Genomic DNA, 14,648 nt, shown 5'->3' on the forward strand with positions numbered 1-14,648 from the left:
CCGCGGCGCACACTCGGTCAGCGCTCCACCGGCACCTTGGACAGCGACGGGGTCGGTGTGGGCTGTGGCGAGGGCGACTCGCAGCCGTTCTCCGGGTCGAACAGGATCATCATCGACCTGCCCAGCTCCAGCTTCTCTCCGGCCGCCGGCTCCTGGAAGACCACGGTGTGACAGGCGAGCACCTGGCCACCGCCGTTGAGCTGGGCCTGCACCTTGAACCCGGCGGCCTTGATCACCGGGCGGGCCTCGGCGAGGGTCAGCCCGCCGACGTCGGGCACCGGCCTCTTCGGGCGCGGCGTGGGGCTCGGCGTCGGGGACGGGGTCTTGGTCGGGGGCGCGCTCGGGCTGGATGAGACGGTGGGCGTCGGCATCGCGTCCGGCGTGGGCTCCTCGGCCGGTTCCACCGCCCTGGCCTCGCGCCCGCTCCTGCTCGGGCGGGGCTTGATGGTGTTGGTCGGCGAGGTCAGCGCGTCCTTGGTCGGCTCGGGGTCCTCCTGGGATCCGACCGAGACGACGTCCTGCTTCGGAGTCTCGGGGGAACCGAAGTCGGCCAGCGCGAACGACACCCCGCCGACGCACAGCACGGCCGCGACCACCGAGGTGCTCAGCAGGCCCACCCGCCGCTTGCCGGGGGCGGCCCTCCTGCGCCCGCCGCCCCCGGAACCGCCTGAGGCGACCGTGGGCTGGCTCGGCGGGCCGTCATGGCCCATTGGTGCCTGGGCGGCCGAAGCGGCCGTCAGCGGCGCTCCGAGGCCGTCCGCCGCGACGGGGAGGCGCGCGCCGGTGGACGGAGGTCCGTAGCCGCCGGTGGGGGTGTCGTAGGAGGCGGCCTCCTGGTGGCCGCCCGGCTGGGCGGCGTGGTGGTCGTGGTAGGGGCCGATCGGCTCCACCGGGCCGGCCGGTGGGCCGTGCGCGCCCCGTACGTCGTCAGGGTCGCCGAGCGCGGCCTGCCGCGCCGCCTCGCTCATCACCGACGCGTCGCGGAAGCGGCGCGCGGGGTCCTTCGACAGGGCCTGCTCCACCAGCCGCCGCACCGGCGCGGGAATGTCGGCGGGCAGCGGCGGCGGCGCCTCCCTGATGTGCTTGAGCGCGATCGTCACGGGCGTGTCGCCGTCGAACGGCCGGTTGCCCGCCAGGCACTCGTAGGCGACCACGCCGAGGGCGTAGATGTCGACCGCGGGAGTGACCGGCGCGCCCTCGGCCTGCTCGGGCGCGCAGTAGGCGGCCGTGCCGAGGACCATGCCCACGTCGGTCAGCCGGCTCGCGGTGTCCGCGCGGGCGATCCCGAAGTCGGTCAGCACGAGCGTGCCGTCCGCCCGCACCAGCAGGTTGCCCGGCTTGATGTCGCGGTGCACGATCCCCTGTGCGTGAACGGCCGAAAGCGCCGAGGCGGCCTGCGCGATCAGCTCCATCGCCGCCTCCGGCGGGATGCGGCCCAGCCGGGCCAGCAGCCGGTCCAGCGGCTCGCCGTCGACGAACTTCATCACCAGGTACGTCTGCGCCCCCGCGCCCGGTACCTGATCGACGCCGTAGTCGTAGACATCGACGACACCCGGATGGTTGATCGTGGCCATCGCCCGCGCCTCGTTGCGGAAGCGCGTCATGAACCCCGGATCGTCGGTGTGGACCGGCAGCAGCACCTTGACGGCCACGGTCCGCGCGAGGACCACGTCCTCCCCGCGCCACACCTCGCCCATGCCGCCGGCGCCGATGCGGGCGTCAAGGCGATAGCGCCCCGCCAGCGTCGTCCCTTGGGCCACCATGGTTCCCCCGTTACCCCCTGTCTCGTCAGAATCCCCCACCCCAGGACTGTCCAACAAAGCGGATTACTATCGCAGGGAGATAACGCCCGGGTCACGAAACCCGGTGAACCCGCGATCCGTCGTCACCCGCGGGGCTGCCGAATTTCCCAATAGGTGGTAAAGGGTAGGGCGTCGATCAGCCTACTCTGATCGCCTGCTCCGCGCAGCCCAGTGGGCCTATTCCGGAACACCGGCCTCTAGACTTGCCCGCATGACACCGGCTCCGGGGCTTCGCGCCGCGACACTCATCATGGTCGAGCGCGAGGACACCGCGGTGAAACTGGGCAGCGGCGACGTGCCGGTGCTCGGCACCCCGCGACTGCTCGCCATCGCCGAGGCCATGACCGTCCGGGCCGTGGCCGGCCACCTTGCGCCGGGCCAGACGAGCGTCGGCACCCGCGTGGTGCTCGACCATCTGGCCGCGAGCCCGGTCGGCACGCACGTCGAGGTGAGCGCCGAACTGACCGAGGTGGACGGCAGGCGGCTGGTCTTCGGCTTCACCGCCCGGAGCGGGGAGACCCTGGTCGGGTCCGGCACGATCGAGCGGGCCGTGGTGGATCGGGAGAGGTTCCTCTCCCGGCTCGCCGCGCCCGGCGGCCGGTGATCTGTGCGGAGCTCAGTCGTCGAGCAGGGCGATGAGGTCGCCTTCCTGTACCACATCTCCCTCGGCCACCTTGATCTGCGCGACCACGCCGGGATCTTCGGCCAGGACCGGGATCTCCATCTTCATCGACTCAAGGATGACGATCGTGTCGCCCTCCTCCACGGTGTCACCCTCGGCGGCGATGATCTTCCAGACGTTCGCCACCATCTCCGCGCGAATCTCTGCCACGGGGCACTTCCCTTCTTGGATCCAACTCTGCCAGGCCGCTACCGCATCCGAGACACCAGACCGGTGTCGTAGTCGCCGCCCGCGAACTCGGGCCGGTCGAGCAGTTCGGCGCAGAACGGAAGGTTGTTCTTGGGGCCGGTCACGGTGAATCCGGCGATCGCCAGGCGGGCGCGGTCCAGGGCCTCGGCGCGGGTCTCGCCGTACACGCACAGCTTGGCCAGCAGCGGGTCGTAGAACGGCGTCACCGTGTTGCCCGCCGCGTAGCCGGAGTCGACGCGTACACCCTCCCCGGCCGGCTCTTCCCAGACGTCGATCTTGCCAGGGCCGGGCAGGAAACGCTTCGGGTCCTCGGCGTAGACGCGGAACTCCACGGCGTGCCCGCGCGGCTCGGGGATCGGCCCGACCGGCTCCCCCGCCGCGATCCTGAGCTGCGCCTCCACCAGGTCGATGCCCGTGACCAGCTCGGTCACCGGGTGCTCGACCTGAAGGCGGGTGTTCATCTCCAGGAAGACGAAGTCTTGCTTCTCGGCGTCGACCAGGCACTCGACCGTACCGGCCCCGCGGTAGCCGACGGCCTCCCCCGCGCGCACCGCGGCCTTGAGCATGCGCTCGCGCAGGTCCTCGGTGATCCCCGGGGACGGCGACTCCTCCACCACCTTCTGGTGGCGGCGCTGCACCGAGCAGTCGCGCTCGCCCACCGCGACCACCCGGCCGTCGGCCAGGCCCAGGATCTGCACCTCGACGTGGCGGGCGCGCTCGATGTAGCGCTCCAGCAGGATCGCCGGGTCCCCACCGGACCGCGCAGCCGCCCTGGCCGCCGCCTCGAACGCCTTGACCAGGCCCTTCTCATCGCGAGCGACGCCCATGCCGATCCCGCCGCCACCGCCCGCGGTCTTCACCATGACCGGATAGCCGATCTCGGCGGCGGCGGCCACGGCCTGCTCGGCGTCGGTCACCGGGGTACGGGTGCCGGACGCGACGGGCACTCCCGCCTGTTCCATCAGATTGCGGGCGTTGATCTTGTCGCCCATCCGCTCGATCGCCTCGGGGGACGGGCCGATCCAGGTCAGACCGGCGGCCACGACATCACGGGCGAAACCGGCGCGCTCGGACAGAAACCCGTAGCCGGGGTGGACGGCCTGCGCCCCGCTCGCCCGCGCGGCCTCCAGCACTTTGGCGGCATCGAGGTAGCTCTGCCGGGGATCGGCGGGACCGAGCAGCACCGCGTCATCGGCCTCCCGGACGTACGGCAGGTCGGCGTCGGCCTCGGAGTACACGGCCACGGCCCGTAGCCCCATCCGCCGGACCGTGCGAATGATCCGCCGGGCGATCTCCCCCCGGTTGGCGACCAACACGGACTCGAACACCTGGCGGGCTCCTCACACTCGGGCGGCCCCTGCGAAAGGGACCGGATGGCTACAACGGGTTCCCAGCCTAAGACCGCCGACCTGTGGAACCTTTCCGCCAAAACCACTGTCTAGGGTGGCCATTTTTATAGCTTTCCTACAGTGTTTATGGCGCTCGCTCCGCTCGCGCGGGGGCTGTGCTCATGGCGCTCGCTCCGCTCGCGCGGGGCCCGGGCGCCTTTAAGGTCGCGCCCTCCATTCGTCGCTCATCCGCTCGTTCCTCGCTCCTTCGACTCCTCACTCCGGACACGACCGCGCCCGGACCGTGCATGGTTACGGCCCGTACACCCCACTCCGGCGCTCGCTCCGCTCGCGCAAGCCCAGCGCGACGCTGCGCGTCGCGACCAACCCAGGGCCGAAACTCACAGGTGGAAGGCTCAGGCCCGGTCCCCGCGCGAGCGCAGCGAGCGCCATAGGGATGCACCCACCGTAACCACGCACGGGACCGGGCGCGGTCGTGTCCGCAGCGACGAGCGATCGAGTGAGGAACGAACGAGGGAGCGAGGAGCGGAGGACGCGACCTTGAAGGCGCCCGGGCCCCCGCGCGAGCGGAGCGAGCGCCATGAACACAACCCCCGCGCGAGCGGAGCGAGCGCCATAGGGATGCGCCCACCGTGACCACGCACGGGACCGGGCGCGGTCGTGTCCGCAGCGACGAGCGATCGAGTGAGGAACGAACGAGGGAGCGAGGAGCGGAGGACGCGACCTTGAAGGCGCCCGGGCCCCTGCGCGAGCGGAGCGAGCGCCATCAACACAACCCCCGCGCGAGCGGAGCGAGCGCCATCAACACAACCCCCGCGCGAGCGGAGCGAGCGCCATAGGGGTGCACCCACCGTGACCACGCACGGGACCGGGCGCGGTCGTGTCCGCAGCGACGAGCGATCGAGTGAGGGACGAACGAGGGAGCGAGGAGCGGAGGACGCGACCTTGAAGGCGCCCGGGCCCCTGCGCGAGCGGAGCGAGCGCCATGAGCACAACCCCCGCGCGAGCGGAGCGAGCGCCATTAGAACCGCAGGGGGCTGAGGCGGGTGATGACGTGGGACATTGCCTCGACGACGGCGGGGTCGTATTCAGTGCCGGCGCCGAGGCGGAGGCGGTCGAGGGCGGCGGCGGCGCGGTCGCGGTCGGTGGAGCCGCCGACGAGGTCGTCGTAGTCGTTGGCGGCCTTGATGATACGGCTGGCCAGCGGCGGGTCGGCGGAGCAGGGCTCGCACTGGCGGCGTACGACCTCGGCGACCGTGCCGAGCACGCCCGTCTGCCGGATGACCTCGGCCCCGAGTTCGGCGATCCGGGCCGCCTGCTCGGGGTCGGTGAGGACGGTGGCGCCGCCCGGGATGGGGTCGCGCAGCGAGAGCTGGCCGATGTCGTGCATCAGGGCGGCGTACTCAAGGTCGAGTAACTCCGACTCGGCCATCCCCAGCTCGCGGCCGACGGCCACGGCGAGGTGGCTGACCCGGCGGGAGTGGCCGGGTTCGACGTAGCCGCCGACCTCGGTGACCCGGGACAGGGCCCGGACGGTCTGCAGGTAGGTGGCGCGGATGCCGGCGTACTTGCGGAAGGCGACCTGGGTGACCAGCAGCGGCGCGGCGAACACCAGCAGGGCCGCCATGTCCATGCTGTGCGCGGCCAGCACGAGCAGGATGCCGGAGGCGGCGACGGCGGCGCCGAGCGGGGCGGCCATCCGGAGTTCGTCGCGAATGGCGACGGTCAGCGCGGTGCGTACCTGGACCGCGCGCAGCACGGCGGCGATCACGATGTCGGCCAGCATGGTCCCGAGGATCATCAGGGCCATCACGCCGAGCGCCGGGGTCCAGGTGCCGGTGTCGCCCTTGGTCATGTCGTAGAGCGGCCCGGCCAGCGGCCGGAAGGCCAGCGCGAGGAGCGCGGCGGTGAGCAGCCGCCGGGCCACCGCGTCGAGCCGCGGGGTGCGGCCGACCGCCAGGTGCGGCAGCGCGCCCGCCACCATGCCCACCGCGAGGACCGCGACCACCTGGAGCGCCGGGTGCTGGACCGGCCGGCCGCCCATGTCCAGGAGCAGCGTGTAGCCCAGCGCCGCCGCGGTGCCGATCGGCGCGACCTCGCGGTTGCCCGGCATGGTGAGCCTGGCCAGCTCCCCGGTGGCGACCAGCGCGCCGAAGCCGACCGCGATCGGCGGGTCGAGCAGCCCGCCCGCGGCCGTGTGCGCGATCCCCACGACGGAGACCAGCCCCGCCGCGCAGATGAGCAGCAACTGCGCGGTGTCGAGCCGTTGCCAGGCCGGTGGCGGTTGCGCGGCGTCGCTCACCGCTCCGACACCACCTGGATGGGCGTGGTGGGGTCGTCGTGGTCCTTGAGCGTGGTCTCGGCGTCGTCGCCGGGCGGGGCTTCGGGGGCGCGCTGCGGGGGATGCCAGCCCTTGCGCTCGATGGCGCGCACGAAAGCGTTGACCATGACCGGATCGAACTGCGTCCCGGCCCCCTTGCGCAACTCCTCCATGGCCACCGGCACCGTACGCGCGACCCGGTAGCAGCGGTCGGAGGTGATGGAGTCGAAGGCGTCGGCCACCGCGATGATCCGGGCGAACTCCGGGATCTCGCCCGCGGCCAGGCCCATCGGGTAGCCGCCGCCGTCGTGCCGCTCGTGGTGGTGCATGATCCCGGCGAACGCCTCGTCGAGGAAGTCGATGCCGTGCACGATCTCCAGGCCGCGCATCGGGTGGAGCTGGATGGCCGCGTACTCCTCCTCGGTGAGCGGCCCGTCCTTCTGCAACACCTTGGTGGGAACGCCGAGTTTGCCCACGTCGTGCAGCATGCCGGCGTAGCGGATCGCGCGCAGCCGCTCGGGGCCCATGCCGATCTCCTCGGCGATCAGGGTGGACGCCAGCGAGACGCGGGTGCAGTGGCCGCGGGTGTAGTAGTCCTTCGTCTCCACGGCCTGGCAGAGCGCGGCGATCGTGGCGTCGTAGGAGCGCTGCTGCGCCCAGTACTGGCCGAACGCCCAGCGCGCCACGAACAGCGGGAGCAGCACCAGCACCGCGGAGATCGACTGGACGGTGGCCCACAGGCCGGCGATCAGCAGGCCGAAGGTGGCGTAGCCGAGGTAGGAGACCAGGAGCTGGGCCATGCCGCGCAGCGGCACCCGCTCGACCTGGCCCGCCAAGGACAGCATGATCGCGATCAGCGCGAAGTTGAGCGGCACGTAGACCGCCGCCGCCCCGGCGAACGGCATGATCAGGTCGTCGAACCCGGCGATCTCCGGGACGCCCTGCTTGCCACCGAGCCGGAGGTACGCCTCCCCTGCGGCGAAGCCGCAGATGGCGAACTGCGCCCCGTTGTAGAGCCGTTTGGTCAGCGCCAGGCCGGGACGGACGCTGAAGATCGCGGTCATCCCGACCAGCGCCGCGCCCTCCGGCCCGACCAGCACCACGGCGGCGAGGGCGGCCGAGAAGCTGACCGAGATGGCCGCCTGCCGTACGTGCAGCAGCGCGGGAACCGACTCGCAGACCAGGAACAGCAGGGCCAGCACGAGCAGTGCAGGCCAGTCAGGGCGCGCGAAGCGCCCGCTCAGAAGCGCATGGCCGAAGAGGCCCAGCGCCCCCGCGATAACGGCGACCAGGTGGGCCCTGGCCGGCCACGGCAGTCCACGCAATGCTGCCCCACCCAACCGGTGCTACAGGCGCGTGCTCACGTCCAGGAGATGCCCGGAGGAGCGGCGCTCGCGCTCGGCTCCACCACCACCGGGGCGAACAGCACCAGTGCTGTGAGCAGCCAGGTGGCCATACCCTTCAACATTCGCCCGCCTCCACGTCGATTTCGCACTTCAGGCTACAGAACGACAGGGCCCCCAGGGGTGGAATCCTGGGGAATCGCAAGCAAAGCGTAATCAAGCCGTCACCACCCGCCACCTTTTTGGAGACCGCGGGCCACTTGCCCGATCCCATGTCACAACACCGCGGAACGGCGCACCAGCCCTGTCCGCCAACTTCGGCGGGAAGTCAGGAAACGGCGCGGGCCCTGGCCCATTCGGCGGTGGCCTTGAGGCCGGTGGGCAGGTCGGTGCGCGGGGACCAGCCGAGGGCCTGGGCGGCGGGGGCGGGATCGACGGCCATGGCGGGGAGGTCGCCGGGGCGGGCCGGGGCCAGTGCGGGGGTGTCCGGGGCGCCGGCCGCCTCGGCCACCAGGGTGTGCAGCCGGCGGTCGGTGGTCTGGACACCGGTGCCCAGGTTGAACCGCCGCCCGCCGCCCGCCTCGCCGCAGGCCCGGGCGAAGCCGTCCACGATGTCCTCCACGTAGACGTAGTCGCGGGTCTGCGAGCCGTCGCCGTACAGGACGGTCGGCGACCCGCTCAGCAGGGCGTCGGTGAAGATGGCGACGACGCCGGCCTCGCCGTCGGGCGACTGGCGCGGGCCGTAGACGTTGGACAGCACGAGGGTCGTGTGGTCGATGCCGTGCAGCGCGCGGTAGGTCGCCAGGTAGGTCTCCGCGCCGAGCTTGGAGGCCGCGTACGGCGAGCGCGGGTCGGCCGGGGCGTCACCGGGCACCGGGAGCAGGGCGGGCCTGCCGTACACCGCCACGGACGACGCGAACACCACTTTGCGCGCGCCACAGCCCCGCGCCGCTTCCAGGACCGCGACCGTGCCCTCGACGTTGAGCCGCGCGTCGTGGATCGGGTCGGCCACGCTCTTGCGCACGCTGATCTGGGCGGCCAGATGGCACACGACCTCCGGCCGCAGCCGCGCGGTCAGCGCGGTGAGCCCCGGGTCGCGGATGTCGCACTCGTGCAGGGCGAACCTCGGGTCGCGGCCCGCCGCGGCGAGGTTGGCCGGGTCGCCGCCCGACAGGTCGTCCACCGCCGCGACCTCGTGCCCCTCACCGAGAAGCCGGTCGACCAGATGGGAGCCGATGAACCCTGCTCCCCCGGTGACGAGTATCCGCATCCGAGTGCCCCTTCCACGTTGCCGCCTGGCGACGATCGTAGAAGGTCACTCCGCGAGGTCGGCGCGGACCTGCTGAATCCGGGTGAGGACCTTGGCCCGCAGGTCGGCCGGCACCGGGTCGCAGCCGCAGTGGCGGGCGATCAGGCGCTTGACCGCCTCCTCCAAGCCGTACTCGGCCAGGCAGGGCCCGCACTCGTCGAGATGGTCGCGGATGTCCGTGCAGTTCGAGTCGTCCAGCTCACCGTCGAGGTAGCTGTAGACCTTCTCCAGTACGTCACGACAGTCGGTGTCGTGCGGGTCGCCGCAGCTCATTTGGATCCCTCCGCCGGGACCAGACCGCGCTCGCGCGCGTAGTCCTCAAGAAGCCCACGGAGCTGGCGTCGGCCGCGATGGAGGCGCGACATCACAGTCCCGATCGGGGTGCCCATGATGTCGGCGATCTCCTTGTAGGGGAACCCCTCCACGTCGGCCAGATAGACGGCGATGCGGAACTCTTCGGGCAGCGCGGCCAGCGCCTGCTTGACGTCGGTGTCCGGCAGGTGGTCCAGGGCCTCGATCTCCGCGGACTTCAGGCCCGCGGAGGTGTGCGACTCGGCCCGGTGCAACTGCCAGTCCTCGATCTCCTCCGTGCCCGCCTGCTTCGGCTCCCGCTGCTTCTTGCGGTAGCTGTTGATGAAGGTGTTGGTCAGGATCCGGTACAGCCAGGCCTTGAGGTTGGTCCCCTCCTGGAACTGGTGGAAGGACGCGAAGGCCTTGGCGAACGTCTCCTGGAGGAGGTCCTCCGCGTCCGCCGGGTTCCGGGTCATCCGGAGCGCGGCGGAGTAGAGCTGGTCGAGGTACGGCATGACGTCGCGCTCGAACCGCTCGCTCCGCTGTTCCAGAGTCTCCGCGTCTGTCGCAGGGACCGGACCCACCCCCTTAAGATCACCGGTGCCCGGCCGAAGCGGGATACCGTACTCAGCGGAGGATACCCGCTTCTCAGGGTCCGGCCGCTGACCGGGGCGGGAGCGGGTGTCTGGTTCGAGCAGCGCTTGCATGCGCGGACAACCTCTCGGGAGAAGATCGTGCGTCACCAGCGAGCAACACCGGCGTGCGATCGTCTGTTCCCGCAAGATAGAAGGTGACGAGAGTCCCGGTACGGGGAAAAAGAATACGTACCGGCTGGTAGCCCCAATCCCCGGAAACCCCGAACGCCCAGGAGCCGCGTGTGCTGCCCATTCCGGCCGAAGAACTGAACGGCTCAGGGACCCTGGGGCCGTACTGGACGTTTTACCGCGCGGTCGCCGCCGAGCAGCTCGGCCGGTGGCTGCCCGAGCGACCATCGGTGCTGCTGGACATGTCCGGAGGCGGCGGGCAGTGGGCCGCCCAGGCCGCGCGGTCGGGTCACCGCGTGATCGAGGTCATCGACTTCCGCATCGACGGCGTGGCCGCGCAGGGCAAGCTGCGCGACGCCGACCGGGTGCGTCAGATACGGGCCGACGATCTCGGGTTCCTGCCCGACGAGAGCATCGACGCGGTGGTCGCCGAGGAGCGGGCCATGTCGGTGGAGCTGATGGCCGAGTCGGCGATGGGCGACGTGGCCAGGGTGCTGCGGCCCGGCGGGCGGGCGCTGGTGTGCGTCGACTCGCTGGTGCTCGGCATGGCGATCCTCGCCGAACAGAACTACTGGGCCCACCTGCGCCAGAAGGGCGAGGTCATGCTGGTGCCCTGGCCCGACGGCAGCATCACCCGGTGCTTTTCCAGCGCCCAGCTCCGCGAGCTGCTGACCGGGGCGGGCCTGGAGGTGGAGTGGGTGCGTCCGCGTACGGTGCTGTCGCCCTCGACCGTCGATCACGTGCTGGCCTCCGACTCGCGGGCGCTGGCCTATCTGGTGCGCAGCGAACTGGAGGCCAACCCCGAAGACGACGACACGGTCGGCATCCACCTGGTGGCGAGCGCCCGCAAGAGCGGTTAGCGGCGGCGCTCGCGCTTGGCCTGGCACTGCACGCAGCGCGACGCCTCGGGCCGCGCCTCCAGGCGGCCCTCGGGCACCGTCCGGCCGCAGTCCAGGCAGCGGCCGTAGCTGCCCTCGTCGAGCCGCTTGAGCGCGCTGAGCACGGCGTTGCGCTGGCGGGTCGCCACGTCCAGCATGGCGCGGGTGCGGTCGGCGTCGGTGAGGTCGGCCCCCGCGTCGGCCGCCGAACGCTCGCGTACGGCGACCGGGTCGCCCCGTAACACCGCGATGGACCGCTCAAGGTCGCCGAGCATGTTCTGTAGGCGTGTGCGCGCGGTCGCGTCGTCCACGAGTGGCCACCTCCGGGACGGATGGGCGCATCGCGGCGGAACTCCCCCGAGTTTCCCGCCCGGCGCTGGGGGTCGCTCTGTCCGGGGGGCGCGCTACGGAAGGTGTATGGCCGAGCCTCCCCTTACCTGATCGAATGCCCACTTCACCGGCCGTTTACACCGCTGTGAACCGGCCTTTTCGCTCTTGCGCCGAAGTAACGGATCGTGTCCGCCGCTCAGACGATCGCCTTGTCGTCGTCGGGCTCGATGCGCTCGACCAGCTCCGGCCCGTTGTTGCGCACGCTGTTGACCGCCGTGGAGACCGGGTACGCCTCCAGCCGGTCGGGCGAGGCGGGGACCAGCAGCGCCCGGGCGTCATCGGTGGCGGTCAGCTTGGGATCGAGCCACTCCGACCACCGCTCGCGCTCGATCAGCATCGGCATCCGATCGTGGATCCGGCCCAGCTCGTCCTTCGCCGTGGTGGTGATCACCGTGCAGGTCACCAGCCAGGCCGTCGGGTCGTCGTCGGGCTTGCCGCGGTCGCGCCAGAACTCGTACAGCCCGGCCATCGCCATCACCCCGCCGTCGGCCGGGTGTATGAAATAGGGCTGCTTGTGCTTCTCGTCGAACTTGTACCACTCGAAATAGCCGTCGGCGGGCAGCAGGCAGCGCCGCTGCGCGAACGCCTTGCGGTAGGACGGCTTCTCGGCAACCGTCTCGACCCTGGCGTTGATCATGCGCGACCCGATCGAGGGGTCCTTCGCCCAGGACGGCACCAGCCCCCACTTGACCACGCGCAACTGCCGCACGGCCCGCTCCTCGCCCTTCGGCACCCGGCTCAGCACCGCGTAGACCTCTTTGGTGGGCGCGACGTTGTAGTCGGGCCGTAGTTCCTTCTCGGGCTCACCGTCCAGTTCCACCCGGAACTCTTCCAGCAGCTCGTGCTTCTTCCGCGCCGATGCGTATCTCCCGCACATAAGACCAGAGTGCCACTTGGACTCGCTCGCATGTGCGATTCCCGGAATCGCCGATCCGGCAGGACACAGCGATCTTTGACTGCGGGCCCGGCGGCGGCCCGCCCGGTAGAGTTGGCCCATGCCTGCGCATCCCGATCCGTGGCCCGCGCCCACCGTGCGCGAGCCCGTGGTGGCGACGGTTCCGCTGCCCGGTTCCAAGTCGGTGACCAACCGCGCGCTGCTGCTGGCCGCGCTGGCCGACGGCCCGGGCACCGTGCGGGGCGCGCTGCGCAGCCGCGACGCCGATCTGATGGCGGCGGCGCTGCGCGCGCTCGGCGCGACGATGGAGCCGACCGGCGAGACCTCCCCCGACGGCGTCGACTGGGCCATCACGCCGGGGCCGGTGCGCGGCGGGGCGCGGATCGACGTGGGGCTGGCCGGCACGGTGATGCGGTTCGTGCCGCCGATGGCCGCGCTGGCCGGCGGCGAGGTGTTCTTCGACGGCGATCCGCACGCCCGCAAGCGGCCGATGGGGCCGATCCTCGGGGCGCTGCGGGCGCTCGGCGCGCAGGTGGACGGCGACGCGCTGCCGTTCACGATCCGCGGCCCGGTGCGCGGCGGGGAGGTGACGCTCGACGCGTCGGCCTCCTCCCAGCTCGTCTCGGGGCTGCTGCTGTGCGCGCCGCGCTTCGACAAGGGCCTCACGGTGCGCCACGACGGGCCGCCGGTGCCGTCCGCGCCGCACATCCGGATGACGGTCGAGATGCTGCGCGCGGTGGGCGTGCGCGTCGATGACACCGAGCGCGACGTGTGGCGGGTGGAGCCCGGCCCGATCGCGGCCCGCGAGCTGACCGTCGAGCCCGACCTCTCCAACGCCGCGCCGTTCCTGGCGGCGGCCCTGGTGACGGGCGGCACGGTGACGATCCCGGGCTGGCCGGAGCACACCACCCAGCCGGGTGACGTGCTGCGCGACCTGCTGTCGCGGATGGGCGGGGAGGTCCGGCGCACGCCGGGCGGGCTCGCCGTCACCGGCACCGGCCGGGTGCGCGGCATCGACGCCGACCTGCGCGACGTGGGCGAGCTGACCCCGGCCATCGCCGCGCTGGCCGCGCTGGCCGACGGCCCGAGCACCCTGCGCGGCATCGCCCACCTGCGCGGCCACGAGACCGACCGGCTGGCCGCCCTGGTCGCCGAGATCAACCGGCTGGGCGGCGACGCGGAGGAGACCCCCGACGGCATCACCGTACGACCCGGGCCGCTGCACGGCGGGCTCTTCCACTCCTACGACGACCACCGGATGGCCACGGCGGGAGCGGTGATCGGCCTGACCGTCCCCGGCGTGCGGGTGGAGAACATCGCGACCACCGCCAAAACCCTTCCCCGATTCCCCGGGATGTGGGCCGAGATGCTGGAGGGTGGCCGCTGAGGAAACGGGAATACGACGAAGACGACGTCCGCGTACGACCGGGCAAGGGCTCCCGGCCACGGACGCGGATCCGCCCTGCGCACGAGGACGCGGTGCCCGGCTTCGTGGTGGCCGTCGATCGCGGCCGGTTCACCTGCCTGGTGGAGGCGGGCGAGCGCACGACCGTCACCGCGATGAAGGCCCGCGAGCTGGGCCGCAAGGGCATCGTGGTGGGCGACCGGGTGCGCCTGGTGGGCGATGCCAGCGGGCGGCCCGACACGCTGGCCAGGATCGTCCGGGTCGAGCCGCGCCGGTCGATGCTCCGCCGTTCCGCCGACGACACCGAGGCCACCGATGGCATCGAGCGGCCGGTCGTCGCCAACGCCGACCAACTGGTGATCGTGACCGCGCTGGCCGACCCGCCGCCCCGGCCGCGGATGATCGACCGCATTCTGGTGGCGGCCTACGACGCCGAGATCGACCCGCTGCTCTGCCTGACCAAGTCCGACCTCGCCCCGCCCGACGAGCTGGTCGCGCTGTACGACCCGCTGGGCGTGCCGTACATCGTGGTCCACAAGGGCGGGAAGCTGGAGGAACTGCGCGAGCGGCTGGCCGACCGGCTCAGCGTGCTCGTCGGGCATTCGGGGGTCGGCAAGTCGACGCTGGTCAACGCCCTGGTGCCGGACGCGGAGCGGGCCGTCTCGCAGGTCAACCCGGTGACCGGGCGGGGCCGGCACACCTCCACCTCGGCGGTGGCGCTGGAGCTGCCCGGCGGCGGCTGGATCATCGACACGCCCGGGGTGCGCAGCTTCGGGCTGGCCCACGTCTCGCCCGACAACGTGCTGCACGCCTTCCCCGACCTGGTCGAGGGCACCGTCCACTGCCCCAAGGGCTGCACCCACTTCGGTGACGGCTGCGCGCTGGACGACTGGGTGCGCCAGGGCCACGCCGATCCGGCGCGGCTGGCCTCGCTGCGCCGGCTGCTCGCCAGCCGCGAGGGCGAGCCCGACCCCGAGGAGAGCCACGCCGATTGACCACGCTATGTCCCTAGAAAGCGGCGATCGGGCGTT

At 71.9% G+C, this 14,648-nt stretch carries 14 protein-coding genes; 4 read left to right on the forward strand and 10 right to left on the reverse strand.

Going from position 1 to position 14,648, the window contains the following annotated elements; genetic code table 11:
* Window positions 1–17 precede the first annotated feature (17 nt).
* Window positions 18–1,763 (reverse strand): protein kinase, encoded by a 1,746-nt coding sequence (locus ACH34R_RS14750; RefSeq protein ID WP_397561960.1) that lies wholly within the window; start codon window positions 1,761–1,763, stop codon window positions 18–20.
* A gap of 250 nt (window positions 1,764–2,013) precedes the next feature.
* Here ACH34R_RS14750 and ACH34R_RS14755 point away from each other — a divergent pair, with 250 nt between their 5' ends.
* Window positions 2,014–2,406 (forward strand): thioesterase family protein, encoded by a 393-nt coding sequence (locus tag ACH34R_RS14755; RefSeq protein ID WP_397561961.1) that lies wholly within the window; start codon window positions 2,014–2,016, stop codon window positions 2,404–2,406.
* 12 nt (window positions 2,407–2,418) lie between these two features.
* Here the strand turns inward: ACH34R_RS14755 and ACH34R_RS14760 are convergent, their stop codons facing one another.
* From ACH34R_RS14760 to ACH34R_RS14790, 7 genes are all read right to left on the reverse strand, one after another.
* Window positions 2,419–2,634 (reverse strand): biotin/lipoyl-binding carrier protein, encoded by a 216-nt coding sequence (locus tag ACH34R_RS14760; RefSeq protein ID WP_146607828.1) that lies wholly within the window; start codon window positions 2,632–2,634, stop codon window positions 2,419–2,421.
* A gap of 38 nt (window positions 2,635–2,672) precedes the next feature.
* On the reverse strand, window positions 2,673–4,001 hold the full coding sequence (locus ACH34R_RS14765) for an acetyl/propionyl/methylcrotonyl-CoA carboxylase subunit alpha (RefSeq protein WP_397561962.1): 1,329 nt from the start codon (window positions 3,999–4,001) through the stop codon (window positions 2,673–2,675).
* Window positions 4,002–5,043: 1,042 nt separating this feature from the next.
* The gene (locus ACH34R_RS14770; RefSeq protein ID WP_397561963.1) at window positions 5,044–6,324 is read right to left on the reverse strand and encodes an HD-GYP domain-containing protein; all 1,281 of its coding nucleotides are present in this window, start codon (window positions 6,322–6,324) and stop codon (window positions 5,044–5,046) included.
* Window positions 6,321–7,667: an HD-GYP domain-containing protein gene (locus ACH34R_RS14775; protein WP_397561964.1), complete on the reverse strand. Its 1,347-nt coding sequence runs from the start codon at window positions 7,665–7,667 to the stop codon at window positions 6,321–6,323. The genes ACH34R_RS14770 and ACH34R_RS14775 overlap by 4 nt, the downstream gene beginning before the upstream one ends.
* Before the next feature lie 346 nt (window positions 7,668–8,013).
* Window positions 8,014–8,955 (reverse strand): NAD-dependent epimerase/dehydratase family protein, encoded by a 942-nt coding sequence (locus tag ACH34R_RS14780; protein ID WP_397561965.1) that lies wholly within the window; start codon window positions 8,953–8,955, stop codon window positions 8,014–8,016.
* Window positions 8,956–9,000: 45 nt separating this feature from the next.
* Window positions 9,001–9,267 carry a mycothiol system anti-sigma-R factor gene (gene rsrA / locus ACH34R_RS14785; protein WP_111169439.1) on the reverse strand — a complete coding sequence of 89 codons (267 nt, stop codon included), beginning with the start codon at window positions 9,265–9,267 and terminating at the stop codon, window positions 9,001–9,003.
* Window positions 9,264–9,869 carry a sigma-70 family RNA polymerase sigma factor gene (locus ACH34R_RS14790; protein ID WP_113985188.1) on the reverse strand — a complete coding sequence of 202 codons (606 nt, stop codon included), beginning with the start codon at window positions 9,867–9,869 and terminating at the stop codon, window positions 9,264–9,266. Before ACH34R_RS14790 ends, rsrA begins: the two co-directional genes overlap by 4 nt.
* Window positions 9,870–10,162: 293 nt before the next feature.
* Here ACH34R_RS14790 and ACH34R_RS14795 point away from each other — a divergent pair, with 293 nt between their 5' ends.
* Window positions 10,163–10,909, forward strand: a complete 747-nt coding sequence (locus ACH34R_RS14795) for a class I SAM-dependent methyltransferase (RefSeq protein ID WP_111169441.1) — start codon at window positions 10,163–10,165, stop codon at window positions 10,907–10,909.
* Here the strand turns inward: ACH34R_RS14795 and ACH34R_RS14800 are convergent.
* Both ACH34R_RS14800 and ACH34R_RS14805 read right to left on the reverse strand, forming a co-directional pair.
* Window positions 10,906–11,238: a TraR/DksA family transcriptional regulator gene (locus tag ACH34R_RS14800; protein WP_397561966.1), complete on the reverse strand. Its 333-nt coding sequence runs from the start codon at window positions 11,236–11,238 to the stop codon at window positions 10,906–10,908. The two genes, ACH34R_RS14795 and ACH34R_RS14800, sit on opposite strands and share 4 nt — an antisense overlap.
* Window positions 11,239–11,453: 215 nt before the next feature.
* Window positions 11,454–12,194 (reverse strand): SOS response-associated peptidase, encoded by a 741-nt coding sequence (locus ACH34R_RS14805; RefSeq protein ID WP_397561967.1) that lies wholly within the window; start codon window positions 12,192–12,194, stop codon window positions 11,454–11,456.
* 118 nt (window positions 12,195–12,312) lie between these two features.
* On the opposite strand from ACH34R_RS14805, the gene aroA reads away from it, so the two are divergent.
* Together aroA and rsgA are read left to right on the forward strand one after the other, a co-directional pair.
* Complete coding sequence (gene aroA, locus ACH34R_RS14810; protein WP_397561968.1) at window positions 12,313–13,599, forward strand: 3-phosphoshikimate 1-carboxyvinyltransferase; 1,287 nt, start codon at window positions 12,313–12,315, stop codon at window positions 13,597–13,599.
* A complete protein-coding gene (rsgA, locus tag ACH34R_RS14815; RefSeq protein ID WP_397561996.1) occupies window positions 13,596–14,612 on the forward strand; it encodes a ribosome small subunit-dependent GTPase A in 1,017 nt (338 codons plus the stop codon). The genes aroA and rsgA overlap by 4 nt, the downstream gene beginning before the upstream one ends.
* The last annotated feature ends 36 nt before the right edge of the window (window positions 14,613–14,648 follow it).

This window comes from Spongiactinospora sp. 9N601, from assembly GCF_044326295.1.
In the GTDB taxonomy this organism is placed as follows: domain Bacteria; phylum Actinomycetota; class Actinomycetes; order Streptosporangiales; family Streptosporangiaceae; genus Spongiactinospora; species Spongiactinospora gelatinilytica.